This window comes from Pseudomonas sp. H2_A10, assembly GCF_054680085.1.
Genome location: NZ_CP162821.1, coordinates 5732628 through 5758218, shown reverse-complemented (window position 1 = coordinate 5758218; position 25591 = coordinate 5732628). Strand labels below are relative to the sequence as shown.

At 61.8% G+C, this 25591-nt stretch carries 13 protein-coding genes; 8 read left to right on the top strand and 5 right to left on the bottom strand.

Going from position 1 to position 25591, the window contains the following annotated elements:
- Nucleotides 1–67 precede the first annotated feature (67 nt).
- Entirely contained in the window at nt 68–2578 is a 2511-nt protein-coding gene (locus AB4O23_RS26765; protein ID WP_135196518.1) for a CS1-pili formation C-terminal domain-containing protein, read from the top strand.
- A 606-nt stretch (nt 2579–3184) separates the two neighbouring features.
- Nucleotides 3185–3829 (top strand): hypothetical protein, encoded by a 645-nt coding sequence (locus AB4O23_RS26760; protein WP_460106299.1) that lies wholly within the window; start codon nt 3185–3187, stop codon nt 3827–3829.
- Here the strand turns inward: AB4O23_RS26760 and AB4O23_RS26755 are convergent.
- The 3 genes from AB4O23_RS26755 to AB4O23_RS26745 all read right to left on the bottom strand — a co-directional run bounded on the left by AB4O23_RS26755 (nt 3787) and on the right by AB4O23_RS26745 (nt 17276).
- Nucleotides 3787–8868 (bottom strand): NEL-type E3 ubiquitin ligase domain-containing protein, encoded by a 5082-nt coding sequence (locus AB4O23_RS26755; protein WP_460061384.1) that lies wholly within the window; start codon nt 8866–8868, stop codon nt 3787–3789. The two genes, AB4O23_RS26760 and AB4O23_RS26755, sit on opposite strands and share 43 nt — an antisense overlap.
- 137 nt (nt 8869–9005) lie before the next feature.
- Nucleotides 9006–14102, bottom strand: coding sequence for an NEL-type E3 ubiquitin ligase domain-containing protein (locus tag AB4O23_RS26750; RefSeq protein ID WP_460061381.1), 5097 nt, complete (start codon nt 14100–14102; stop codon nt 9006–9008).
- A gap of 84 nt (nt 14103–14186) precedes the next feature.
- On the bottom strand, nt 14187–17276 hold the full coding sequence (locus tag AB4O23_RS26745; RefSeq protein WP_135196512.1) for a transglycosylase domain-containing protein: 3090 nt from the start codon (nt 17274–17276) through the stop codon (nt 14187–14189).
- A gap of 280 nt (nt 17277–17556) precedes the next feature.
- Here AB4O23_RS26745 and AB4O23_RS26740 point away from each other — a divergent pair, with 280 nt between their 5' ends.
- The 3 genes from AB4O23_RS26740 (at nt 17557) to AB4O23_RS26730 (ending at nt 19717) form a co-directional block, all read left to right on the top strand.
- Entirely contained in the window at nt 17557–18969 is a 1413-nt protein-coding gene (locus AB4O23_RS26740; protein WP_017526309.1) for an amino acid permease, read from the top strand.
- 155 nt (nt 18970–19124) lie between these two features.
- The gene (locus AB4O23_RS26735) at nt 19125–19397 is read left to right on the top strand and encodes a type II toxin-antitoxin system Phd/YefM family antitoxin (RefSeq protein WP_017526310.1); all 273 of its coding nucleotides are present in this window, start codon (nt 19125–19127) and stop codon (nt 19395–19397) included.
- The gene (locus tag AB4O23_RS26730; RefSeq protein ID WP_135196511.1) at nt 19394–19717 is read left to right on the top strand and encodes a type II toxin-antitoxin system RelE/ParE family toxin; all 324 of its coding nucleotides are present in this window, start codon (nt 19394–19396) and stop codon (nt 19715–19717) included. The genes AB4O23_RS26735 and AB4O23_RS26730 overlap by 4 nt, the downstream gene beginning before the upstream one ends.
- 8 nt (nt 19718–19725) lie before the next feature.
- Here the strand turns inward: AB4O23_RS26730 and AB4O23_RS26725 are convergent, their stop codons facing one another.
- Nucleotides 19726–20844, bottom strand: coding sequence for an OpgC family protein (locus AB4O23_RS26725; RefSeq protein ID WP_460150327.1), 1119 nt, complete (start codon nt 20842–20844; stop codon nt 19726–19728).
- Nucleotides 20845–21068: 224 nt separating this feature from the next.
- On the opposite strand from AB4O23_RS26725, the gene AB4O23_RS26720 reads away from it, so the two are divergent.
- From AB4O23_RS26720 to AB4O23_RS26710, 3 genes are read left to right on the top strand one after another with little or no spacing between them, the layout of a single operon-like run.
- Nucleotides 21069–21443, top strand: a complete 375-nt coding sequence (locus AB4O23_RS26720) for a GtrA family protein (RefSeq protein ID WP_065877215.1) — start codon at nt 21069–21071, stop codon at nt 21441–21443.
- Nucleotides 21440–22408 (top strand): glycosyltransferase family 2 protein, encoded by a 969-nt coding sequence (locus tag AB4O23_RS26715; protein ID WP_065877214.1) that lies wholly within the window; start codon nt 21440–21442, stop codon nt 22406–22408. The genes AB4O23_RS26720 and AB4O23_RS26715 overlap by 4 nt, the downstream gene beginning before the upstream one ends.
- Entirely contained in the window at nt 22395–23921 is a 1527-nt protein-coding gene (locus tag AB4O23_RS26710; protein WP_065877213.1) for a glucosyltransferase domain-containing protein, read from the top strand. The genes AB4O23_RS26715 and AB4O23_RS26710 overlap by 14 nt, the downstream gene beginning before the upstream one ends.
- Before the next feature lie 40 nt (nt 23922–23961).
- On the opposite strand, the gene AB4O23_RS26705 is transcribed toward AB4O23_RS26710, so the two are convergent.
- Entirely contained in the window at nt 23962–25581 is a 1620-nt protein-coding gene (locus AB4O23_RS26705) for an FMN-binding glutamate synthase family protein (RefSeq protein WP_017526316.1), read from the bottom strand.
- Nucleotides 25582–25591: the final 10 nt, after the last annotated feature.

The window sequence follows — 25591 nt, the reverse complement described above, 5'->3', positions numbered from 1 at the left end:
GGCGTGCCCCTCTCCCCTGTGCGCCGGCCTGGTTTTCTTAGTCTCTAGGCATTCAGAGTATCCGTCCATGTTCCCGATGACCTCCATCGCGGCTGCGCTTGCGCTGTTGATTTGTACGAGTGCCCTGGCTGCGCCTGCCTCGACCCCCGGCAGCCTGATTACCCAGGCCCAAGGCCTGCCCGCAGGGTTTACCGACCACTTTTTCGAGGTGCCGCTGGCTGTGCGCGTGGACCTCGACGAGCAACTGCTCGGCGAAGCGTTGATCGTGCTGTCGCGCGACGACCGCGTCACCCTGCTCGAATTCACCGACACCGGCGACAGCAAGGTCCCGGCCGCGACTCGCGACACCTGGCAAGCGGTGTTGGAAAAAGGTGTCGCGCTGGGCGCCTGCAACCAGTCCTGCCCGGAAAAAATGATCTCGGCGTTCTACAACCTCGAAAGCTCACAGCTGTCGATCCTCACGCAAGACGTCGAACGCAGTGCCGACATCCCGCGTTTCTACGAGCAGCCCGAAGGTGGCAGCCTGGGGTTGATCATCAACAACCAGCTCAACCTCAACGGTGGCCAAGAAGAAAGCCTGGGCGGGCGTTACGGCCTGCAGGCCAGTTCCAGCGTGGGTAATTGGAGCCAGGTGTTCAACCTGCAACTGGCGCGTCAGAGCGGTGATGACGAACCCATGCGCCACGCGATCCACGAGCTTTACACCCAGCGTGAAATGGAAGGGCAGTTCTTCCGCCTGGGCCACTTCACCCCCAATTCCGATGGCCTCACCCGCCAACTGCGCAGCTTCGGCGCCAGCCCCGACACGGCGCTGGGCGTGATGTACGGCAGTTCCGACAGCCTGGCCATCAACAACGCCAAGCCCAGCGTGTACCCGATCTACGTCACCGCCAACCGTCAGGCGGCGGTGGAGATCTACCGCAACGGCTTGCTGATCAACACCCAGGCGGTCGCCGCCGGCCTGCAAACCCTGGATACCCGGCCGTTGCCCGGCGGTATCTACGAGGTGGAAGTGCGCCTGATCGAAGACGGCCTCACCACCAGCACCACCCAGGAGTTGGTGTACAAGCCCAGCAACTGGCGCAATGCCGAAGACCGCTGGCGCTACAACCTGTTCGCCGGGCGCGAGACCAAGCTGCTCAGCAACTGGGATGAACAAGCCTCGGGCGCGATGACCGCCGGTGCGTCGATCAACTACCTGCTGCACCCGCGCGTGATCCTCGGCCTGTCGGCCCGCCAGGTGCGCGAACAACTGCAATACGGCGGTTCGGTCGACTGGACCGTGGCCAACAACACCAGCCTCTACGCCAACCTGTATCAAACCCAGGAACACGGCACGGGCATGGACCTGCAAGGGCTCTATACCTTTGGCGCGACCAACCTGGTGTTCAGCCACAACCGCAGTTGGCTCGACACCCGCGACACCTACGAAACCCTGCCCGACGGCACCCGTCTGCGGCGCAACACCTTTGTCGGCGAGACGAGCAATACCGCGTTGTCGGTCAACCACCGTTTCGACGCCAAAAACAGCGCGAACATGCGCCTGTCCCACAGCGAGGGCAATATCGAAGGCGCCGGCATCGACCTGGGCTGGAGCCGTCACGACACGTTCCTGGGCAGCGATGCCAACTGGCGTTTCTCGGTGTTCGACCGGCCCGGCACTACCGGTACCAGCGACAAGCGTAATCGCGGGGTCGATGTGTCGCTCAGCGTGAACCTGGGCAGCGACGGCCGGCAGATTTCCGGCAGCCTCGGCAGCCGCACCGCCCGTGACGGCGGGCGCGACAACAACGCCTCGGTCACGTACCGCCAGGACCTCACCGACCACGTGCTGCAAAGCGTCTCGGCCACTGCGATCACCGACACCTACGGCGTCGGCCTGTCGGGCACGGCCAGCTTCAATACCAGTGCGGTCAGCGGCGACGGCTTCCTGCAGCGCAGTTCCTACAACGGCGAACTCACCGGTGGCTTGAACCTCAACAGCACCTTCGTCGCCGGTGCCGGCCAGATGCTGCTCAGCAGCCAGTACCAGGGCAACGGCGCGGGCATGATCATCGACCTTGAAACCGACCTCGACGACATCGCCCTGCGCGCCGACGACCTGGGCGGCGGCAGCACCCTGCTGCGGCCGGGGCGCAACTACGTGCCGGTGTCGGCCTACAAGAGCAGCAGCGTCAGTTTCGACTTCGAAGGCAACTACCCGCCGGCGGCCAACATCCAGCCGACGCGCTCCAGCTATCACCTGAACAAGGGGGGCGTGGACTACCGCAAGATCTCGGTGATGAAGACCGTCACCGTGCTCGGGCGCTTGCTCGACGAACGTGGCGCGCCGCTCAAGGGCCATCACGTGATCAACCACGCCAGCCGTGGGGTCAGCGAAGTGGACGGGTTCTTCTCGATGGAAATGAGCGCCAGCTCGCCGACCCTGCAAGTGCGTTACCAAAACCAGTTGCTCTGCCAGTTCCGCCTCGACCCGAGCAACGCGCCGAATGAAAACGACGTGTTGATGATCGGTGACCTGCGCTGCACGCCGGACACCCTGGCGGAAACTTCCATCAAATTTGAGGCGGCGGGTTAATTCATGAATCATCAGTGCACACGGACTATCAGAGGCCTGTTTCTGTCTGCGGGATTGCTGGGTAGCTTGATATGGGCAAACCCGGTTTCAGCATTTGTGCAGGAAATAACTGCCATGTTCAGGCCAGACCCCTCAAATCCGAATCAGGACCGATTTACCAATACCACGCCAGTAACGGGTTTCTGTGCGACTTACCCGGGCTATTGCATCAACGTCTTCAGTATTCGATTGCCGATCACTGCCGCGTCCAGCGGCGCGCTGCCGGCAAAGCCGAGCGACCCGCGGCAAAGCGCACTGTGGAGGGTTCCCGCGCAATGGCGCCAACTGAGCGTGATTAATTCAAGTGGTGAGGAAGCGACTGTAGAAGTACGTATTAATGCGATCGGCTCCAGGTATGTGCTTGATCGCAGCGCCGCCGAGCTTGTAGGGGGCGGAGTTTCTGCGCTGCAAGCGCATGGGATGTTATGGGGCGGGAACTGGTTGTACCCGCCGAGCCCCTGCAAGGGGATAGGCTTGGCAGCCTATGGGTCTCACTATTTCAGCTTTGTCTGGAGGACGCCCGAGGAGGCTAACTGCGTCAAGCTGGCTCAATACGAGATCCCGAAGATGGCCTATGAGTATTTGGAGATCGGCTATGAGTTACGCACCCCGAATCCATTGGCGATGTCAGCCGGGACCTACACCGGTGTATTGAACTACGGCATCGGCCCCAATCAGGACTTCGATTTGGGCGACATGATGCTGCCGAGCGATTCTGCGCTCACCTTGAACTTCACCCTGACGGTGGAGCACATCCTCAAGGTCGAGTTACCGCCCGGCGGCAACCGTGTCGAATTGCTGCCCGAAGGCGGTTGGCAAGCCTGGCTCAATCGCGGGCGACAGCCCGCAAGGTTGTTTCGCGATCAAACCTTCCGCATCGCCGCCAGCTCGCGCTTCAAGATGAACCTCGAATGCAGCCTGGTCATCGGCAACACCTGCGGCCTGCGCAATGGCGCAGGCGACGAGGTGCCGTTGCAGGTCGCCGTGAGCCTGCCGTTTGGTCTGAACGACCAGTACGGGCAAACCGTGAACAAGCTGCCGCTGCGCCTCGACGGCGTGGGCACCGAGCTATTCCAGGCCTTGCACTACGTGAACAACCGGCCCGGTACCCTGCACTTTGAGGTCCAGAAGGAGCACGTGACCGAGATGCTCAAGCAGCCCGGCACCACTTATTCGGGGGTGGTCACGGTGGTCTGGGACTCGGAGGTTTGAGGCAGGCCTGGCGTTGCCTCGGCCCGGTTCAGCAGCAAATGCGTCTGCTCACGCAACCACTGCTTGCGCAGATCCCCCAGGCTGTTGAGCACCTGGCTGTATAACGCGTCGGGCATCGGCTCGCCGGTCAGCACCTGTGCCTGGCTCAGGTTCAACTGTTCGGCGAGATTTTTCAGGGTGTCGCGCCGGGTGTCGTCAGGTGCCAGCGCATAGGCCTGCTGCTCGCTGTGCAAGTGGTCCAGGCGCTCGAACTGCTCGTCGATGTGCTGCTCATGCTGCGCGTATTCGGTGGGGTACTGTTCGCGCAAAAACTGCTCCCAATACGGCTCAAGCAGCATTTGGTCCACCAGCCCGTCACCTTCGCTCAATGCCTGTACGGCGTTGTAGGCCCGCTCGATGTCTGCGTCGCTGACTTCGGAGGTGCGGCGGTACAGCATGTGCTCGTTGATCCAGGGCAAATCCAGCCGTCTGGCCAGGCGGGTCTGGTAGGCCAGGTGCACCTCGACTTCATCCACCGTGCCCGGCTCGCTGTCGACCCGTTGCGAGGTCAGCAACAGGCCCAGGCCGCCTTGCTCCACCGGCTTGAGGCGATGTGCGATATCGGCGCGGGCCACGTGGTTGACGAACTTGAGCCGCGCCGCGCCCCTGGCCAGGTGGACCAGGCGTTCTTCGCGTTCGGCGCTGGTACGGCTGAAGCCGTTGGCGTTGCTGACCAGCACCTCAACCCCCATGTTGCTGAAAATCTGCTGCCCTGCGTCCGGGCACAGACCGGGGAAGCTGGACATCATGAACAGCTTTTCGCGCAGTTCAGTGTCGCTTGCCATCGCCAACAGCATGGTCCTGACCCGTGAGCGCAACAGGCCAAGGTTGCGCTGGTAGCGGGCTTCGTCGGTGGGGTCTTCAAAAAAATCCGGCGGTTCCAGCGCCTTGATCACTTCGAAAAAGCCTTGGGAGCCTTTTTCATGTTCCAGGTCGTCCCACACCGTGCGGTAGAGCTTGCGCGCGTTTTCACCCAGGCTTTCCAGCCAGAATTGGTGGTCGCCCTGTGGTTCATAGGTGCGCTGGGGGTCTAGCCCGAACGATTCACGGTAGCTGTCGAACAGGTCCTGGAAGTCTGGGCGCAGGCGTGGTCGGTCCAGGCGGGTGAGGGCGACCACCGCCGCCTCTGCCGAGCCCGGCGTGACCTCGGGCACGCTGGTGATGGGGTTGCCTTGCAGGTGCAGGGTGAACCCGCCGTTGCGCGACTGGGCAAACAGGCCAACCGGCCACTCGCTGATGCCGGTAAAGCCCAGCTCAAGCAGGTTCAAGTCCGGCATCAGGCTGATATCCGGCGTGGCGCCCAAGGGGTTGCTGGCCAGGTTGAGCCGGCGCAGGCGCGAGAGCGGGCGCAACCGCCCCACGGCGTCGGCGTCCAGGGCGATCTGGTTGCCGCTCAGGTCCAGCTCGCGCAGTGAACGCATGTTCCCGATGGCCGTGGGCAGGCTGTGCAGCAGGTTGTCGCTCAGGTCCAGCACGCGCAGGTTGGGGAAGTGCAGCAGGAAGTCGGCGCGGTCGGAGGTGAAGTCACAGTCTTGCAGGTTCAGGTGCGTGACCCGCCGCAGCGGGTTGGGCAAGGTGGGCAGTGAGTCTGGCCGTTGCGCCGTCGACAGGTCCAGCGACGCGCCACCGCGCACGGGGCTGAATTCATCGTGCTTGCGGATGTAACCTTCGTGCCAGGCTTCCATCAGGCGATCGGCGAACAAGGCGCGGGTACGTCGGGCGATAGCTTCGCGGCGGCTGCCGGGGCGGAACTGGGTGGCGGCGCGCACGTAGTCATCCAGCGCGTGAGTAAGGGCTTTGTTCTCGGCTTCCAGGCCCTCCAGCACCTTGAGCCCCTCGGGGCTTTGCGAGGCCAGGGCAAATGGCTTCACGCCCTGTTCGGACATGCCGGGCAGCAAGGTGCGGATACGCTGCTCGACGCTGCCGGGCGAGGTGCCGCGCAAGGAGCTGCTGCCACCGCCGCGCAGCAACACCAGGGGTTCGCGCGCCGCGCGCATGCGAATCGGCGGTTCGGCGAGTACGTGACGACGCTCTGCCGGAGGCGCGATGTGTTCCAGCACCCAGTCTCTGAGGTTGTCGCTGCCGGTGGCCGGTTTGGCCCTGGTCAAGGTGTGGTCCATTGCGCTGTAGAAGTCTGTTGCGCGGTGCAGGCGTTTACCGTCGGCGTCGAAGGTTGTGTAGCGTCCTTGGTCGTCGCGTACCAGCACCCGCACGTCGGGCGCATCGTGGGCGCCGACCTGGGCCCTGAGGTCGCCGAAAAAATCGCCGTCGCGCACTTCGATTTGCAGGCGCCCCAAGGCATCGCTATGGATGCGCAGGGTATTGAGGATCAGGCGCTCGGCCTCGGGTGACAGCGACCGGTCCTGGTGCAACTGTTCGAACAATCGGGTACTGGTCACTTCGAAATTGGCTTCCTGCACCTGGTTTTTCACCACCAGCGGCAGGCGTTTTTCTTCACTCATTACCGTCAAATCGCTGCCTCGGGTATGCCTGACCAATTGCCGGGCGATACTCAGCGGCAGGTCGGGGTATTGGCTGCGTAGCAACTGGATCTGCGGGTCCGCTGAGGCTTCCTGCGGGTGATAGTGATGGCGGATCAGCGACTCGCTTTGCTGCTTGACGTAATCGGCCAGCCGCTCGCGCAGGGCCTGTACCTGCTGCTCGGCGGGCAGGGTTTCACCGAGCAGTTTATTGGCCTGCGAGGGGTCGAGAAACGCCAGGACTTTCTCCGGTAAACGGCCCGACAACACCTCGGCGGTGCTCAGTTTCAACACATTGCGCCCGCTAGCGTTCGGGTTGCCGAACTCATGAGCCATACCGCTGAGGTCGGCGCGCGGGTACACATGCAGCGCCTTGCTTTTAGGCCAGCCCTTAAGCTCGGTGACCATCTGCTCGAACCAGTAGGCGCTCGGGTCCAGGGCCTGGCCGCCGCGCACCTTCTGGATGTCGCCGTCGACCTGCCTGGCGCTGTTGAAGCGCTTCAAGGTGTCGGCCAACAGCGGCGGGGTCGGTTGGTTGTTGGCGTACAGGTGACGCAAGGCATCGTGGTCAACGCCACTGATCAGGCGCACTTGCTCAAGCTGCGCGTCGCTCAACCCTTGCGTCTGCGGCCCCAGGCGGCGCATCAGTTGCGCGTCGCTCCAGTGCCGTGGCTGCTCGCCTTCCAGCACACAGGCGCCGTCGCCGTTGAGTCTGATCGCCGGGCGGTAGGCCTCGGGGCGCTGCGGATGCAGCAGATGATGGGTTTCGGTGATCGGGTCCTGGCCGACGTGGTAGTGGTGTTCGTCGACTTTCACGACCTGTGGGCCGGTTGTGTCGGGCGGCGCCTTGAGGCGGTAGGGGCTCAGGTCGGGGTTCCACAGGCGGCTTTCACCGGTGTGCAGTTGCACCGGCTTGAGGCCTTCGACAAAGGGCGACAGCTTGAGCTTCGCGATCTCTGCGATCTTGCCGCCCCGGTGAAAAATCAGCCCCTGCACAATGTTTTGCGTCGCCGCCAGCAAGTGTTCCTGGGCCTCGATGCGCTGGCCTTGCGCCCAGTCGACAATGCCTTCGAAGACGTCATCGGCCAACTGATAAGCGGTGTAGGCCAGCATCAATTCCCCCAGCAGCGGCACGAAGGGCGTCAGCACCAGCAGGGCGGCGTTGGTGAGGTCGGTGACGATTTTTTCCAGGTTGTCCCACCACGCCCAGCGCGCCATGCGGTCGGCGTAGGCGGTGGAGATGGCCAGTTCGCGCGCGTCATCGACGACCTTGTTCAGCTTGACCCGGTACAGGTACTGCCACAGGTCATCGCGGGCCGGTGAGCTGGATCGGTTTTGCACATCCTCGCGCACCGCCTGCAACCGCCATTGCAGGTTGGGGCGGGCCACCGGTTGCGCCTGCCAGGTCGGGCCTTCGACGGGAGGCCTTGGCGTTCTGCGCCATTCGAACAGGCGCTGCTTGAGGGTGTAGAAAAACCGCCCGCGCTGGTCGTGGGCAATGAACTGGCTGATGAACCGCGCGTAGGCGCCGGGGAACGCCTCGGCGTTGGCCGGAGTGCCGAGCAAGCGTTGCGTGCAGTCCTGGTGAAACGCCGTGGGCGAGGCGTATTCCTTCAACGGCTGCTCGGGGTCGTTGGGCATGTAAACCAGCAGTCGCGTGAGGCCTTTGGGGTTGGGTGCGGCGATCACCAGCACGCCGGTGAGCCTGCAGCCGAGCAGGTCCAGGGTATGCAACTCCACGCTGCGGCCGTCCAGTTGCAGCAGCGGCGCGTCACTGAGCATGGCCTGGATCAGGTCATAGGCATCCCGGGCGATGTGTTGTTGCGCCAGGGCCATGTGGGCGGCGGCGTTGAGCGCGGCTTTTTGCTGGGCGACCACTTTGTGCCGCAACGACTCGGCCACCGTGACGTTGTCAAAGCCCAGCGCGGTGTTGAGGTGTTTCTGGTAACGCGCGCCGATATCCAGCGAGCGACAGAGCGCCTTGAAGGTCTCGGCGCTGAGTGCCTCACCTGTTGCGCTGTGGGTGAAGGTCAGCAGCCGTTGTTGCCCGCGCGCATCGGCCTTGGATAAAAACGCGAAGTCTTCGAAGGTTTCCGAGGCCGAGAAATTGTGCAAAGCGGCATCCAGCAGCGAGACGGTGCGGCTCTTTACGCCGTGCTTCACGTCGAGGGTCCACCACGGCAGATCGGCGGGGGCGTAGAGGCGGATCAAGGTCTGCGTCACGTCGATATCGCCATAGGGGAGCAGGGCCGTTTTGAGCCGCGGCTCGGCAAAGGCGCGCAGGTCGTTGAGCGCGGCGAGTTTCTGGTCGAGGGTGTTCTGGGTCGACCAATGTTCACCCAGGGCGGTTTTGAAGGCGTTGCGTAATTCAGGCGGCGGCGCTGCGTCGGCGGGGCTTGTGGCAGTGAGCGCGGTGAGGCGTGGCAAGGCGGTTTCGGCGAGCCAGGCGGGGATTTTCTGCCGGATGAAGGCGTGGTGTGTGCCGAGGTTTTCGGCCACGGGAGGTACGGGGGAAGCCATGATCGGATGATCCTTGAAGTGCAATGGGATCATCCGATTATCTGCATGACGCGTTGGAATAAAAGCGTGAAATCTGGGTGTAAAAAGCGCCGAACAGCGGCGTTTGCGCCGACTAATCAGGAGTGAAAAGTAGCTATTTACAGCCCGGCATTTTGCAGCGCTTCGCGTGTGAGGCGAATGCCCAGTTCCCGGTAGGGGCGCTGCACCTCTTCATACAATTTTTGCACGGTGGCATCCGACAAGGCGTGGTCGACCAGGATCGTGCTGTCGGCAATCTTCAGGCCCATGCGCTTGAACTCGTTAAGCCTGCGCACGATCTGGGTGCGCAACTGGGCCTTGCGCTCGGGCGTGGTCTCGGTGGCGGCCCATTCTTTTTGCTCGTCGAGCAAGTCCGCAAGTTCGCCGCCGGCGTCATCGCGTTCGCGCCGTCGCGCTGCGTATTGATCGGCATGCTTGTCTTCCAGGTGATCGCGCCAGAAGTCTTGATCAAGCACCCCCTTGACCGCCCCGTCATTGGCCGCGGCGCTGATCACCGATTGGTAGGCGGCATCCAGTTGGTCGCGGGTCACTTTGGCGGTGTTACGGTAGGCCATGTGTTCGGACAGCCAAGGCAGGTCCAGCCGCGTCTTCAGGCCCGTCTGGTAAGCGAGATACACCTGCACCTCGTCGACCTCCAGCGCGCCGCTGCCGAACCCCAGCCCCAGGCCACCCTGTGCCACGGGTTGGGTGCGCCGGATGATGTCTTGCTTGGCGAACTCATTGAGCTGCTTCAATCGCCAGGTCTGCCAGGCCAGTTCGACCAGCTTGTTGTCCCGCGTGGCCAGGCCTTGCTCGGTTGAATCCTGAAGGATATCGGCCAGTAGCGTTTCGATCCCCAGCTTGTTGAAGACCTGCGCACCCGCATCGGCACAATTGACGGGGGCACTGGCTTCGGCGAAGAACCGTTCGCGCAGTTGGGGGTCACGGTCGATGGCGACCAGCACGTCCCAGACCCGGTCTTTGAGGTCTTTGCGGCCTTTCTTGAACAGCTTTCGGTCTGCCTCGGTCTGCATGACTTGCGACGGCCGGAGCAGCTTGAGGATCTCAAAAAAGCCTTGAGAGCCGGGCTGGTTTTCCAGTGTGTTCCACAGCGCTCTGGCCTCGTCGAGCAGTTCTGGTTTCATCTCGTCCAGCCAATACTCGCTGTCTTCCGGGTCCCCCGCGGGCAGGGTGCGATAGGGGTCGATGCCGGAGGCGCGTCGGTAAGCGACGAAACGGGCTTCGTCGGCATTGGTCAGCGCGGCGCGGTCCAGCCAGCTATGAGCGATCACGTCTATCGCAGGTGAGCCTTCGGGCAGGACCGGTATCTGTTTGACGCCGGTGTTCAGAAGGTTCAGCTCCAGCGGGTGTGCGCGCGGCACTTCCATACCCAGCGGCCATTCGGTCACGCCTGTATTGCGCAGTACCAGTTGCTTGAGGTGAGGCAGGCTACGCAGATCGGGGGCCACCTTCAGGTCCGGGTGGTCCTGCAGGTTGAGGTACTCAAGGTTCCGGCATTCGTACAGTTGCGTGAAGTCCATGTGGCTCCAGGTAATCGGGTTGTGGCTCAGGTCGACGGTCACCAGATCGCGCAGGGTGGTCATTTGCGTGGGCACGCTGAAGAGTACGTTATTGCTCAGGTCCAGGCCGCGCAGGTTGGGAAAGTTGTCCAGAAACCCGACGTCGCCGGACATGAACCCGGTGCTCATCAGATTCAACACGGTGACGTGGTCGAAATTGGCCCGCATCCTCCCCAGGCTTCGGATATAGCGCCCCAACCATTTCTCGGACAAATCCAGTAGCCGTCCGCGCGGCATCAAGCCCTGGGCGGTGACACGGCCATCCGCGCGCGCCTCCCAGCACTCGACCAGGTCGTCGATGATGCGGTCGCGCATATAGGTTTCGTTCTCGGCCTGTTCGCTGTATTGCGCGGCCTGGGTGGGGCGCCGTTTCCAGCGCTTGAAGTCTTCCTGCAACTGGCGTTTTTCGGTTTCCAGGGCCTCCAGGATCTGGTCGCCGTTTTCCAGGGCGGCGAGTTCGTCGAGCAGGGTTTGCGCCGGTTCCGCACGCAGCCGCGGGAACAGTTTGGCGACGCGTTCTTGCGTGGTCGGCGGGGTGGCGGGGGTGAACACCCGGCGGAAGGCGCCGAACATCGGTTTTTGCAGCAGTTTTTGCGTCACGCGTGGGTCGGGCTTGCGCAGGCTCGGGGCCTCCAGCGCGGTACGCCGCTCGGCCGGCGCCTGCAGCTGGTCTTTGAGCCACCGCTTGAACAACCTTCCCTGGCCGGGTACGTAGTCGACGCTGTCGGCGGGCAAGGCCCGCAGCAGCGCTTCGAACAGGTCATAGTGCGCGGCGGGTGTTTGCCCCCGCACCTGGTAGCGGCCGTCGTCTTTGCGCAACAACACGATTTGCGTGCCGGCATCCTGCGGCCCGGCCTGGGCGCGCAAGCGACCGGCGGGCGAGTGCTGGTAAAGGCTGATGTTCACATCGCCGAGGGTATCGCGATGGCGGCGCAGGATGTTCAGCACCATGCGCTCGGTGTCCGGCGTGATCAGCTCATCGTTGTAGAACCCTTCATAGGCATGGCTGGCGATGCTTTCGTTTTGCAGCTCAGTGGCCAGGTTGCTCACCCGCAAGGGGATGCGCTGCTCATCGCCCATCGCCTTCACTTCGTCGGGTGACACGCGCAGCATCAGGCGTTGTATCAACTCGGCCGGCAGTTGGGGGTAGCGCCTGCGCAGCAGTTGCGCAGGCGCGGTGTTAAGCACTTCATGGGTGCTGTAGAGGTGGTTGAAGATCGAGATGTGCTCGCTGGCCACTTTGGTCGCCAACAGGTCGCGCAGCGCTGCGGTGCGTGCCGCCGGGGTGTCGGGCAGGGGCGCGGGCAGCAGGGCTTGCAGTTCGGCCTCGGTTAGAAACCCCACGAGCCGTTCGGGCAGCACGCCGGCGTTGATGTCTTGATGGCTGATGTTGAGCGTGTGGGCCGCATCGCTCGCCGTGCCGTAGGTGATGTGATAACCGGTTAAATCGGGCTCGTAAAATACCTTGATGGCTTTATCCGACGGCCAGTTTTTCAGCTCGCTGCTCAATTGTGCCGACCAGTTGAACTCTTCCTGCGTGAGCCCGCCGTTGCGGATTTTCTGGGGCAATTGCTTGGCCTGGTCAAACATGTGCATGCGCGTGAGCGTATCGGCCAACAGCGGCGGGGTGGGCTTGAGTTCGACATACATCTGGCGCAGCGCGCTGTCGTCGGTGCCGCTGATGCTGCAGGCCTCTTCCACTTGCCGGGCGTCCAGCGCCTGGGTGCCGTGCCCGAGGCGGCCGCGCAGTTGCGCGTCGTCCCACGCCCAGGGGTCTTCACCCTCATGCACCCAGGCGCCGCTGCCGTTGGGTTCGATCAACGGCGAATAGGCGCCGCGCCGGGTCGCATGCTGGATACGGTGGGTGTTGCTCTGCGCATCGTGTTCGAGCACCAGGTGCCGCTCTTCCAGGCGCACGACTGTTTGCCCTTGATGTGCATGCAGGCCCAGCGCATCGGGCCGGCTGCCCTCGGGCAGGTGCAGGTCATTGCGTACATAAGGCGCCAGGTCCGGGTTCCACAAGCGCGTTTGGCCATTCACTTGTACCGCTTTGAGGCTGTTAACAAAGGCAGAAGGTTTGAACAACACCTCCTTGGCCAGCACCCCGCCGGTGCCCATCAGCGCGAGCTGCAAGACGTCGGTGACCACACTGATCACGTGCTGCGCCGCTTCACCGGCCTGGCCTTCGCTGAGATCGACGATGCCTTCGAGCACATCGTCGGTCAGTTGATACAGGGTGTAGGCCAGCATCAACTCGCCCAGCCCCGGCACGAACGGGGTGACCACCAGCAGCGCCACGTTGAACAGGTCCGACGCGATCTTCAGCACGTTGTCCCACCAACTGCGGCGCTCCTGGCTGTCGGCCTGGGCGGTGGACACGGCAAGGCTGCGCCCATCATTGAGGATTTTGTTGAAGCTGGCCTGATACAGATGCGGCCACAGCGCGCCTTTTATCTTCGTTGCCTCGAATTTCAGGAATGGCTTGTCGACCGGGTCCTCACACCACGCGGGGGCCGGGTCCAGGGGGCTGCGCTCATGCCATTGCACCCTGTACAGGTGCTCGGTCAGCGTGGCGAAGAACAGACCGCGCCGCGCGTGCGGCACGAACTGGCTGAAAAACTGTTGGTAGGTGTGTTGTGGCAAGTGTTTGCTGGAAGGCAGCGGCGCGTTCAGTTGCAAGCGGCGCGACAAGTCCATCACGAACTCGCTGCTGGAGGCGTACTGCTTGAGCGGGCTGGCCGGGTCGTTGGGGATATACGCGATGACCTTCGCCACGCTGGCCGCGCGGTCCAGGTCGGTAGAGATCAACAGGATCCCGGTCAGCGGAGTGTCGAGCATGCTCAGTTGATAGAACGTGGCGTGTTGTTCCGTGCCATCGAGTACCCCCATCACCACCGCATAGGCTGATGCTTGCAGGTCGTTGTTCATCAACGCCATCTGCGCGGCGGCCTTGAGCGTGGCCTTCTGGCTGGCGGTGACCAGCCCTTGCAGGTAACCCTGGGCCACCGGCTCATCGGGCAACAGGAATTGCTTGAGATGCTGTTGATAGCGCGCACCCAGGTCCAGCTCGCGGCACAGGGTCTTGAACTGCTCAAGGCTCATTGTGCGTTCGTGGTGCAGGATGCTGAAGTGGCCCCGATAGTCTGGGCGGGTGATGTAGCAGGAGTACCGTTCGAAGGTTTCGTGGCCGGCAAAATTATGCAGCGCCGCGTCCAGTAGCGACACGTCTCGGGAGGTCACGCCATTGGACAGTTCCAGGGCGTACCAGGGCAGTTTTTTCGGTGTGTAAATGCGCAGGTAAGTAGTTTTGACGTCCAGGTCCAGCGCGTATTGGTCTTTGATGGCGCGCTTGAGCAACGGCTCGGCGAAGGCATACACGTCCTGCACCGGGCGCAGTTTTGTATCCAAGGTATTTTGCGCGGCCCAGGCCTGGCCGTTGAGGGCCTTCAAAGTGGCATGCTGCTGCGCGGTGGCGGTGGCGTACCAGGTGGGCCGTTGCAGCACCAACTCGCTGAGTGGGTGAAGGCGTTCCAGGTCGGCGTTTTTCAGCCAGTCGGGCGCGGTGTTGTTGATCAGTGCGTAATGCGGGCCTTTGTCGCTTTGGGCCACGCGCTGGGTGCGGGGAAGTTCGGGCATGGGGCGGGTTTTCCGGTGGGGTTAAATCATCAGCCTATCCCTCGAAAAATGGATAAAAGTGCAAATAATTGGCGCACTCATCGGTTATTGAACCGCGCAGCGCAGAGGCCCGGCGGGTTGCAGATACGGCATCAGCAGCGGGGCCATGCCCTTGAGCACTTGCACCGGCAATGCGGAGGTAAATTTGAAGTTCTGCGCGGTGCTGCCCGGTACGAACGCGGTCAGCGTGCCGAAGTGGTGGTCGCCGATGTAGAACACAAAGGTGGCGGTGCGGTTGATCGACTTGGAGCTGAGAATCCGCCCGCCCGCGCCGATCGCTTCGATGCGGTTGTCGCCGGTGCCGGTCTTGCCGCCCATGGCCAGCGGCGTGCCGTCGTCCAGTTTGAAGCTGCCGGCCACGCGTTTGGCGGTACCGGCGTCGACCACTTGGGACAACGCCCCGCGCAGGGCCGTCGCGACTTCAGACGGCATCACCCGGCGCGCCCGGTTGGGGTCGTTGATCAAGCGCACCTCGTAGGGCGTGCCGGCGGCAAAGTGCAGGCTGTCGATACGCAGCACCGGGATGCGCACGCCGTCGTTAAGGATGATGCCCATCAACTCGGCCAGCGCGGCGGGGCGGTCGCCGGAGCTGCCGATGGCGGTGGCCAGCGACGGCACCAGATGGTCGAAGGGGTAACCGACGGCCTTCCAGCGTTGGTGGATATCCAGGAACGCTTCGACTTCCAGCATGGTGCGGATACGGCTGTCGCGGGCGCTTTGATGGCGGCTCTTGAACAGCCAGCTGTAGACTTCCTGGCGCTCGAACTGGCTGGCTTTGACGATCTCGCTGAACGTCGCGTCGGGGTGATTGATCAGGTAGCCCAGCAGCCACAGGTCCAGCGGGTGCACCTTGGCGATGTAGCCTTGGTCGGGCAGGTCGTAGGCGCCGGGGCCGTAACTGTCATAGAGCGCGTCGAGGCGCTTGTCGGTCAGCGGCTGTTGGTTTTTCGCGCCGGCCAGGCGCGAGCGGACGAAGCGGTTGAAGCTCTCGCGGCTGGCCTCGGGCAGCAAATAGCGGTGCACCGCCGCCAGGCGAATGGCCGTGGGGTGCAGGCCGTCGAGGAACGTTTCGAGGCGCGCCTGGGTGTCTTTTTTCTGGTACTTCTTCCAGAACTTGAGCAAAAACGTGGTGCCCTCGCGGTCGGCGAATTGCGCCAGGTATTCCTGGCGGCGCGGTTCGCTGTCGTCCTTGAGCAACTGCGCACTGTTGTTGGCGCTGGTGTAGGTGCTGTAGCGCACCAGGTCACGCATCAGGCGGATGAACGGCAAGTTGATCGATTCGCGCAAGGCGTCGCGCAGGGTCGGGTTGCGGCCGTTGTCTTCGTTGCGAAAGTTGTGGAAACGGTGCAGGCCGCCGCCGGTGAAAAACGCCTCGCCGGGGCTGGCCGAATAGGTGCGGTTGAGCGCCGCGTCGAGCATGTCGGCCAACGGCTTGCCGGGGTTTTGCCGCAGGTAATCCAGGGCCCAGCGGCTGATGTTGTCGTGTTCGGCGACCTCGATTTTTTTCAGCGCGGCGGGTGTCGAGGCCGCGTAGCGATCATGCAGTTGCGCGACGATTTGCAGGTAAGTGGTGAGCACCCGCAGTTTGGCGGTAGAGCCCAGTTCCAGTTTGCTGCCTTCGTTGATGTCGAAGGGTTGGTCGGTGTTGTCGGTTTGCACCCGCACGCGTGCGCCATCGGCGGTGCGTTCGAACAGCGTAAAGCTGTAGCGCACTTGTGGCGTGCTGGCCGGGGTGAGCAGGCGCTCGCCCAGCAGGCCGACCTCAGCGGCGTAGACGGGGTCGGCGAGGTGTTTGAGGTACGCCGTGACCTGTTCCTGCAACTGGCCCTGCAAGGTGCTGGTGGCCGACAAATCAAGGCGGTCCAGGTCGTACAGCGGGCGGTCAAGCAAAGCCGCCAACCGGCTGCGGGCAGCGCTGATGCCTTTGTTGGTGTCGATCATCTGCAGGGTCGGCTGTTGTTGCCAATCGCGGTAGCGCACCTTGCTTGCCAGTGCCGCCGTCAACAATGCCGGTTCCAGCACGCCGTTCTGGGCCAGCAGGCGCAAGTGGCTGTCGGTCAGTTGCGCCAGGTCGTCGCGACCCTTGGTCAGGTAATAGGAGGGCCTGCGCTGGGCGATCATCAACGACAGCACTTGGCGCAGGGCCAGGCCGCGTTGCGCCAGGCTGGGTGCGTCTTGCGCGCGGCTGCTCAAGGCCTGGTTGACCTGCACGAAGTCGGCGCCGTACCACACGCGCAAGCCTTCGGCCATGCCGTGCACCTCGCCGTGGCCGGGCACCGCCGACAACGGCACGCTGTTGAGGTAGTCACGCACGATGGCTTGCCGGGCGTGCACGGTGTCGGGGCCGTTGGCGTAGGCGCGCACGCTGGCGGAGAGCATCTGGCGGATCTTTTCGCCGCCGCTTTGGGTCAGGCCGTCGGGTGAGTGGCGGTATTTTTCCAATTGGGTCGCCAGGGTACTGCCGCCCGCGCTCTGGCCGGGCAGGTTCAGCACCCGCGCCACTTGCGACCACGCCGCCATGCCGAAACGCGGCCAGTCGACCGCCGGGTTGGCCTGGGGGCGCGCAGGGTCGAGCAGGTCGCGGTTCTCGATAAACAGCAAACTGTTGACCACCAGCGGCGGGATGGCGGCGAAGTCGTTATAAAGCTGCTGCGGGTAGTTGAAGTGGTACAGCGGTGCGGCGCGGCAATCGGTGATCGACAGGCCCGCCTGGATTTTTTCCGCATAGGGCACGAACAGGCCGTGGCGCGTGTAATCGAGCAAGGCAGCGGAGAAGCGCGCCTGCTCGACGATCACATAATCGCGCTTGATCAACCGCGGCAGCAATTGCGGCAGGTCGCTGTAGCCCAGGCGTTTGTCAAAAGGGCCGGCGCCGGGGTACACCTGGGCGTCGCTGGCGCCTGGGGCGAGGCGATAGTCGAGGTCGGCGGCCCACCGGCTGAGCTGGCGGGCCTGCCAGCGGGAGGTGCCCATTTCGCGGGAAAGGGCATAGCCCAGGGCGGCGAGGACCATCAGCACGATCAGCCAGAACAGCCGCCGCCCGTAACGGCGCGGGGGCGTTTTTTGCGGCAGATAATCCGGGCCGACGTCAAGAATCGCAGCCTTGCTCGAATCGGTGTGCCGCAGAGCGCCCATAGTCGATTGATCCCTTCAAGCAGATTGATCGGACTTGTCTGAAGCTTAGTCGCAGATTGGCGCCGCTCAGGAATTTTTGTCGGCGCCGGCGCCACGCAAGGCTGCCGGAATCGCCCGTGCCAGAGCGCTTACGACCAAGGCAGGGGAATGACCGTGCACCAAGGCTGTGCAATACTCGCCGGCGTTTTGGCTCACAAAGCCGCAGCGTCGGCGTGAAGTGACGGCTGATCGGCCAATGCTCCGCCACTCATCTCCAATAACAAGACGAGGTTGTAACCTTATGCCCGTAGGCAATCACCTGCCCCACGGCGAGACCGCTCAAGGCGGCCCGCTCAAACGCGAACTCGGCGAACGGCATATTCGCTTGATGGCGCTCGGTGCCTGTATCGGCGTCGGTCTGTTTTTAGGTTCGGCCAAGGCCATCGAAATGGCCGGCCCGGCGATCATGCTTTCCTACATCATTGGCGGCCTGGCGATTCTGGTGATCATGCGCGCCCTCGGTGAGATGGCCGTACACAACCCGGTGGCCGGCTCGTTCAGCCGCTACGCCCAGGACTATCTCGGCCCGTTGGCGGGTTTTCTCACCGGCTGGAACTACTGGTTCCTGTGGCTGGTAACGTGCGTCGCCGAGATCACCGCCGTGGCCGTGTATATGGGCGTGTGGTTCCCCGATGTGCCGCGCTGGATCTGGGCGCTGGCCGCCCTGGTGAGCATGGGCACCATCAACCTGATCGCGGTAAAGGCCTTCGGTGAATTCGAATTCTGGTTCGCCCTGATCAAGATCGTCACGATCATCGCCATGGTCATCGGCGGCGTCGGCATCATCGCTTTCGGTTTCGGCAACGATGGCGTGGCGTTGGGCGTCTCCAACCTGTGGGCCCATGGCGGCTTTATGCCCAATGGCGTGACCGGTGTGTTGATGTCGTTGCAAATGGTGATGTTCGCGTACCTGGGCGTGGAGATGATCGGCCTCACCGCCGGCGAAGCGCGCAACCCGCAAAAGACCATACCGAATGCCATCGGCTCGGTGTTCTGGCGCATCCTGTTGTTCTATGTCGGCGCGTTGTTCGTGATCCTGTCGATCTACCCGTGGAATGAAATCGGCACCCAGGGCAGCCCCTTCGTGATGACCTTCGAGCGCCTGGGCATCAAGACGGCGGCGGGAATCATCAACTTCGTGGTGATCACGGCGGCGTTGTCGTCCTGCAACGGCGGCATTTTCAGTACCGGGCGCATGCTCTACAGCCTGGCGCAAAACGGCCAGGCGCCGGCGACGTTCGCCACCACCTCCCGCAACGGCGTACCGCGCCGGGCGCTGCTGCTGTCGATTTTTGCCTTGCTGCTGGGCGTGTTGCTCAACTACCTGGTGCCCGAAAAAGTCTTTGTGTGGGTAACCTCGATTGCCACCTTCGGCGCGATCTGGACCTGGGTGATGATCCTGCTGGCGCAACTCAAATTCCGCCGGAGCCTCAGCCCGGCCGAACAAAAGGCCCTGAAATACCGCATGTGGCTCTACCCCGTCAGCTCGTACCTGGCCCTGGCCTTCCTGGTGCTGGTGGTGGGCTTGATGGCGTACTTCCCGGACACGCGCGTGGCGTTGTACATCGGCCCCGCGTTCCTGGTGCTGCTGACCGTGTTGTTCTACGTGTTCAAGTTGCAGCCGACCCAAACGGCGGCACGCTCAGAGGCCTGACCGCCCAATGCCTAACAAAAAGCCCCTGGATCGGGGCTTTTTGTTTTTTTTGCAGGTGGGTTTTTGGGCTTGAATGCCGGCCTTTCGTCGGTACCTGCCTATCTGTAACTGAATTAAGACTAAAATCGGTCGCACTGCCAGGCGAGGGCCAACCCATGAAGTTTTCATCTCAGATAAAACCGATCAGCTATTTGAAAAGCCACACGGCTGAAATCGTTAAAACGCTCACGGAAAGCCGCGAACCACTGGTTATCACCCAAAACGGTGAAGCCAAGCTGGTGGTAATGGATGTAAAAAGTTTCGAAGAACAGGCAGAAACCATGGCCTTGTTGAAGCTGCTGGCCTTGGGTAATCGACAGATTGAACACCAGCAGTTTCAGGACCTGGAGGACGTGTTCGCGGAACTGGACAAGGATGATGGTCAATGACGTTCAGAGTCGTGATGTTGCATTCGGCCAAAAGCGACCTGAAAGACATTAAGTCCTACCTGATCGGTCAGTTTTCGACATCGACCTGGCAACACACCTATGAGTCGTTGAAGCAGGCCCTGCGCTGTCTCGAAACGCTGCCTTATGCGGGCCCGGTACCTGAAGAGATTGAGAGGTTGAATCTCATCCAGTATCGGCAGGTGGTCAGCGGGATGAACCGGATCATCTACGAAATTCGCGACAATACGGTCTACATCCACATCATTGGCGACACCCGAAAAAACCTGCAGGCGCTGCTGTTGAAACGACTCATGAAGTAAAAAGAGGCCTAGGCACTCTGAGGGTGTTGGCTCAACCGCTTGTTCAGCTCCAGCCAGGCCGCCAGCAGCGCCATCAAGCCGGCGCCCACCAGCGCCGTGAAAAGCTGCATGACGAAGGCATCACCGGCCAGCGCGTTGACCATGTCCGCCAACGGCGCCAGCAGCACGCCCAGGCAAAACACCTCCAGGGAAAAACGCCCCATGCGGCAGGTTTGCCGGGCCAGCCAATGCTCTGTCCAGGCGCGGCCCGGCAGCAGTTTGGCGGTGACATAGGCCAGTGCCAAAAAGTGCAGCAAGCGCACCGGCGACAAGTCGGTCTTGCTGATCGGGTAGAGCAGGTTGCTGAGTGCGGGCGGCATCCACGCGTCGTGGACCTCGGGCCAACGCCAGGACAGGGTGATCACGCCTGCGGCAAGCACATAGGCGGCGGCCACGATGAACAGCGGTTGCCTGCACAGCCCACGGGGTTTCACCGGGCGCGGCCGGTCGGCATGTAGCGCCGCCGCGCCGCCGAGTACAAACAGCAACTGCCAGGTCACCGGGTTGAAGTACCACACACCGTCGGCAATCGCGCGCAGGTTCCAGCCCATCCAGGGCGCCAGTAAATACACGGTGGCCGACACGGCCACCACCGCCCCCGTGTAGCGCAGCATCAACGGCAGCACCAGCGACAGGCCGGCCAGCAGCACGATATACAGCGGCAGCGGGTCCATCAGGTTGGGTTTGAAGCGCAGCAACAACTCATCGGTCAGGGCTTGCTGCGGGTTGGTGATGAAGTGCGTCAAGCCCATCTCCTGGACCAGGTCGCGGGTTTCCACCTTGCTGTTGGCGAAGAACACGATGCCCATCAGGATCGCCAACAAAAAGATATGCACCACGTACAACACCCAGGTGCGCCGCAGGATCTTCAGGCCGGCCATCCAATAACCCTCGCGCTGCAAGACCTTGCCATAGGCCAGTACCGAGGCGTAGCCGGCGAGGAACACGAACACCTCCGCCGCATCGCTGAAGCCGATATTGCGCAGGGTAATCTGGCCGAGGGGGTTGTGGGGCACGTGATCCCAGAAAATGAAGATCAACGCCAGGCCGCGAAAAAAATCGATGCGCGGGTCGCGTCCGTTCAGCATGGCAGCGGGCTCTTGAACAAAGGGTTTAGTAAGGACCGAAAGGCGTCGCCGATGTCATACGCCGTGCGTCGGGCGGGCGCAGGTTGGCGGGATTTGTAAGCAATTGCAAAGGTTGGGTATTACAGAATGTCTCAATTGCGCAGGCGGCGTACCTGTTAGATCTGACAGTAGACGCACCGCTCGGGGCTGTGGCTTGCTGAGCTCAGCCGCAATAGGACGACGGTATGAACAGACTGTGGAAGGGCTTCTCCAGCTACACAGTGATTGGCATCGCCAACACGGTGATCCATTGGCAGCTGTTTTTCGTGTTCAGGGCCGCGTTCGAGTTCAGTCAGGCCATGAGCAACCTCTTCGCCTTTTGCGTGGCGGCGTCGTTCTCCTTTTATATGAATGCGCTCTACACCTTCGCCATGCCGGCCTCGCTGCCCCGCTATGGGCTGTTCATGTTGTGCCTGGGCGGTTTGAGCCTGGGCGTGGGCTGGCTGGGCGACCACTGGCGCGTGCCCGGGCTGGTCACGGTGCTGGTGTTTTCGCTGGTGAGCCTGGTCTGGGGGTTCCTGCTTTCGCGCCTGGTGGTGTTTCGTGAGCGTGCGCGGTGAGGATCTCGCTGGTGGTGCCGCTGTTTAACGAGGAACAGGCGGTGGGCGAGTTCTACCGCGTCGTTCGCCAGGAGTCGACGCTGCATGGCCACACCGTGCAGATGGTGCTGATCAACGATGGCAGCACCGACCGCACCGCCGAATACGCCGGCGCGATTGCCCTGGCCGACAGCAACGTGGTGCTGATCAACTTCTCGCGCAACTTCGGCAAGGAAGCGGCACTGTTCGCCGGGCTGGAGTACGCCACGGGTGACGCCGTGATCCCCATCGACGCGGACCTGCAAGACCCGGTCGAGGTCATCCCGCAGTTGGTTGCCGAATGGCAAAAAGGCGCTGATGTGGTGCTGGCCAAACGTCGCAATCGCGTCAGCGACGGCTACCTCAAGCGCCACAGCGCGTCGCTGTTCTATCACCTGCTCAACCGCATCGCCTACACCCACATCGAAGAAAACGTCGGCGACTTCCGGCTGATGGACCGCAAGGTGGTGGACGTGATCAAGGCATTGCCCGAGCAGCAATTGTTTATGAAGGGCGTGCTGTCCTGGGCGGGCTTTCGCGTGGCCATCGTCGAATACGACCGCGCCCCCCGCAGCAACGGCCAGAGCAAGTTCAACGCGTGGAAACTGTGGAACCTGGCGTTGGACGGCATCACCTCATTCAGCACCGTGCCGCTGCGGTTGTGGAGTTATATCGGCGGTTGTATCTCGCTGCTGGCGCTGGTGTATGCGGGGTTTCTGGTGATGGACAAAGTGCTGTTCGGCAATGACGTGCCGGGGTATCCGTCGGTGATGACGGCGATCTTGTTTCTGGGTGGGGTGCAACTGATAGGAATCGGCATATTGGGGGAGTATGTGGGGCGCATTTATATGGAGGCCAAGCATCGGCCGCGGTATGTGGTGCAAGAGGTAGTGAGGCAGGCCGTCCAAGGAAATGAATGTGAGGACGTGAGCAATGTGGGCCAATAGGGTATTGAGCAGGCGGGAAGTCTTTGGTTTTTTCCTAGCAGCGTCGATGCTGTATGCGTTTCCTGTTATTCATGCCGATTTCCGGTATATCGACGACAACTGGCGATCGCTGTTATTGGAATATGATCTTTGGCGCGACCAGGGCCGAATCTTGCTGGATTTTATGCTCAAGGGCCTTTCGTTCGCGCCGGCCAAGATAAATATGTTCCCACTGCCTCTGTTGATAGCCATGTTGGTCATTGCTACAGCGATGACCAGTGTGACGTTGTACTTCTTTTCGCGACCCTCGCTGATGACCTGCCTGGTGTTCTTACCGCTATTGTGCAATCCGTTTTTCCTGGGGAATCTGACCTATCAATATGATGGGCCAGGAATGGTGTTGGCGGTGGCAGCCGCTCTCTATGCACTCACCAATAATGCCAAATCCACGGGCTTGCGCTGTGCCGTCTCGGCCCTGTTGATTGCTGTTGTCCTGGGGTTATATCAACTGACCGTAAGTGTATTTGTGGGGCTGTGCGTCGTTGAGTTTGTGTGGAGTGTTAGAAACAAACTTCCGGTCAAGGATGTGTTGTCGGCGGTTCTAGTCCGGGGCCTGCAACTGACAGTGGGCGGGGTGATTTATTTCCTCACGGCCTTTCAGTCTGCGAGCAGTGAGCGCGGCCGGTTCCTGCCGCTGGACAGCTACTGGCTGGAGCAAGTCGGCGCCAAGCTGATGTTTACCCTGGACAAGGTGATGCTGTTATTCAACCCCGTGCTGTGGGCTATTGCCGTTGTACTGTTGGCGGCTGCGGCTACCAGCTATTTGATCGTGGTCAAGCAGATTCCCGAGATGACGGGAAGCATCCTTGGCAAAGCGGTGATAAGCGTCTTGTATCTTTTGGTCGTTCCAATCCTCGCTTTATGTGTGCCTGGCGTCATGTTGCTGCTCGTCGGGGATGATGTGGATGCGCGAAACTATATTGGATTTTCGGTGGTGCTGGTGTTTGTGTTTTTGCTGAGTCATGAGTTGTTTATTCGCGTGTTCAAGAGCGCAACCTGTGTCTTAGTGGTGCCGACGGTTTTCATGTTTTCGTTGTGCTATGCCTATGGTCAGGTGCTGATAGCGAAGAAGGAATTGCAAACTGCAACGGCCACTTATATTGCCTATGACCTGATGTCATACAACGAGCTTAATACCAAGAAGGTGTTTTACTATTTGTCCCATCCGGTGTCGGTCAATTGGATTCCTGGCGCCCACGGCGCAATGACGCAGATGCCGGTGCAGCGTTATATTTTAAGTAGCTCGAATGCCATGTTGTTTCCGGAATTTTTTCCAAGGATCGGTATAACCAACGTTGTGAATGGCTACTTCAAGGGTTTTCAGGCCGAGATAAATGCGCTGAAAACACAGCCGTGCAAGACCGTTGTGAATAATCCGTTTTATGCAATCTGCGTGGTCGGTGACAGTGGTTTTATTACGCTCAAGTACAGGGCCGATCCCGAGGACTACACGGAGCAGTTCAAGCGAGATTGATGCACAGTCGCCCATCGTTGGATGGGCGCATGTATTCGCGTTATGCCGCTTCCACTTCTCGCGGCTCAAAACTATCCGCCCGCGCCATCTGCCACATGCGTGAATAAAACTGGCCGTTCACTTCACCCGTGAGCAATTCACCGGGTTTGAGGAAGATGTGCAACTGCGAAAACAGTTTGATCTCGGTGGCCGACATGCGCCGTACCAGGTGCTTGGCCGAGAGTTGCGAAGGGTGATCCAGCCCGGCCGCCGCGAGCATTTCGGCCAGGGCCTTGAGCGTGTTGCGGTGGAAGTTGAACACCCGCTGGGCCTTGTCCGGCACCACCAGCGCGCGTTGGCGCAGTGGGTCCTGGGTGGCGACGCCGGTGGGGCATTTGTTGGTGTGGCAGCTTTGCGACTGAATGCAGCCGATGGCGAACATAAAGCCGCGCGCCGAGTTGGCCCAGTCGGCGCCGATGGCCAGGACACTGGCGATGTCGAATGCGCTGACGATCTTGCCGCTGGCGCCCAGCTTGATCTTGTCGCGCAGGTTCAGGCCCACCAGGGTGTTGTGTACGAACAACAGGCCTTCACGCAGCGGCACGCCGATATGGTCGGTGAACTCCACGGGCGCGGCACCGGTGCCGCCTTCCTTGCCGTCGACCACGATGAAGTCGGGCAGGATGCCGGTTTCGAGCATGGCCTTGGCGATGCCCATGAATTCCCACGGGTGGCCCAGGCAGAACTTGAAGCCCACCGGTTTGCCGCCGGACAGTTCACGCAGTTGGGCAATGAACTGCATCAGCTCGATCGGCGTGGAAAACGCACTGTGGCGCGACGGTGAGACACAGTCTTCACCCATCAGGATGCCGCGGGTTTCGGCGATTTCCTGGGTCACTTTGTGCTTGGGCAGGATCCCGCCATGGCCGGGTTTGGCGCCTTGGCTCATCTTGATTTCGATCATGCGTACCTGCGGGTCCTGCGCCTGCGCGGCGAAGCGTTCCGGGTCGAAACGACCGTCGCGGGTGCGGCAGCCGAAGTAGCCGCTGCCCAGTTCCCAGGTCAGGTCGCCGCCGTTTTCGCGGTGGTACGGGCTGATACTGCCTTCGCCGGTGTCGTGGGCGAAGTTACCCAGCTGGGCGCCTTTGTTGAGCGCGCGGATTGCATTGGCGCTCAATGAGCCAAAACTCATCGCCGAAATATTGAACACCGAGGCCGAGTACGGCTGCGTGCACTGCGGGCCGCCGACCATGACGCGAAACGCGCTGGGGTCGCTCAGCGGCGCGGGGCGCATGGAGTGGCCGATAAATTCGAAGCCCGACTGGTACACATCGATCAAGGTGCCGAAGGGTTTGTCGGCGGTTTCATTCTTGGCGCGCGAATACACCAGCGAGCGTTGGGCCCGGGAGAAGGGCAGGGCGTCGCTGTCGGATTCGAGCAGGTACTGGCGGATTTCCGGGCGGATGGCTTCCACCAGGTAACGGATATTGCCCAGGATCGGGTAGTTGCGGCGTACCGCGTGGGGGCTTTGCAGCAGGTCGAACAGGCCGATCAGGCTCAGCAGGCCGGTGACCAGGCTGATGGGCCATAGCCATTCATGTTCGATAAAGGGGAGGCTGGCGAGGGTGAAAATGACGCACACGGCAAAGAAGGCGTAGCGGCTTAGCAAGGACAGGCTCATACGGTTTCCT

What these genes read in the sequence shown, in the direction of transcription:
- AB4O23_RS26765 (WP_135196518.1), top strand. Translation starts at nt 68, where the DNA reads ATGTTCCCGATGACCTCCATCGCGGCTGCGCTTGCGCTGTTGATTTGT.
- AB4O23_RS26735 (WP_017526310.1), top strand. Translation starts at nt 19,125, where the DNA reads ATGAAGTTTTCATCTCAGATAAAACCGATCAGCTATTTGAAAAGCCAC.
- AB4O23_RS26755 (WP_460061384.1), bottom strand. Translation starts at nt 8,868, where the DNA reads ATGGCTTCCCCCGTACCTCCCGTGGCCGAAAACCTCGGCACACACCAC.
- AB4O23_RS26740 (WP_017526309.1), top strand. Translation starts at nt 17,557, where the DNA reads ATGCCCGTAGGCAATCACCTGCCCCACGGCGAGACCGCTCAAGGCGGC.
- AB4O23_RS26750 (WP_460061381.1), bottom strand. Translation starts at nt 14,102, where the DNA reads ATGCCCGAACTTCCCCGCACCCAGCGCGTGGCCCAAAGCGACAAAGGC.
- AB4O23_RS26730 (WP_135196511.1), top strand. Translation starts at nt 19,394, where the DNA reads ATGACGTTCAGAGTCGTGATGTTGCATTCGGCCAAAAGCGACCTGAAA.
- AB4O23_RS26720 (WP_065877215.1), top strand. Translation starts at nt 21,069, where the DNA reads ATGAACAGACTGTGGAAGGGCTTCTCCAGCTACACAGTGATTGGCATC.
- AB4O23_RS26725 (WP_460150327.1), bottom strand. Translation starts at nt 20,844, where the DNA reads ATGCTGAACGGACGCGACCCGCGCATCGATTTTTTTCGCGGCCTGGCG.
- AB4O23_RS26705 (WP_017526316.1), bottom strand. Translation starts at nt 25,581, where the DNA reads ATGAGCCTGTCCTTGCTAAGCCGCTACGCCTTCTTTGCCGTGTGCGTC.
- AB4O23_RS26760 (WP_460106299.1), top strand. Translation starts at nt 3,185, where the DNA reads ATGGCCTATGAGTATTTGGAGATCGGCTATGAGTTACGCACCCCGAAT.
- AB4O23_RS26745 (WP_135196512.1), bottom strand. Translation starts at nt 17,276, where the DNA reads ATGGGCGCTCTGCGGCACACCGATTCGAGCAAGGCTGCGATTCTTGAC.
- AB4O23_RS26710 (WP_065877213.1), top strand. Translation starts at nt 22,395, where the DNA reads ATGTGGGCCAATAGGGTATTGAGCAGGCGGGAAGTCTTTGGTTTTTTC.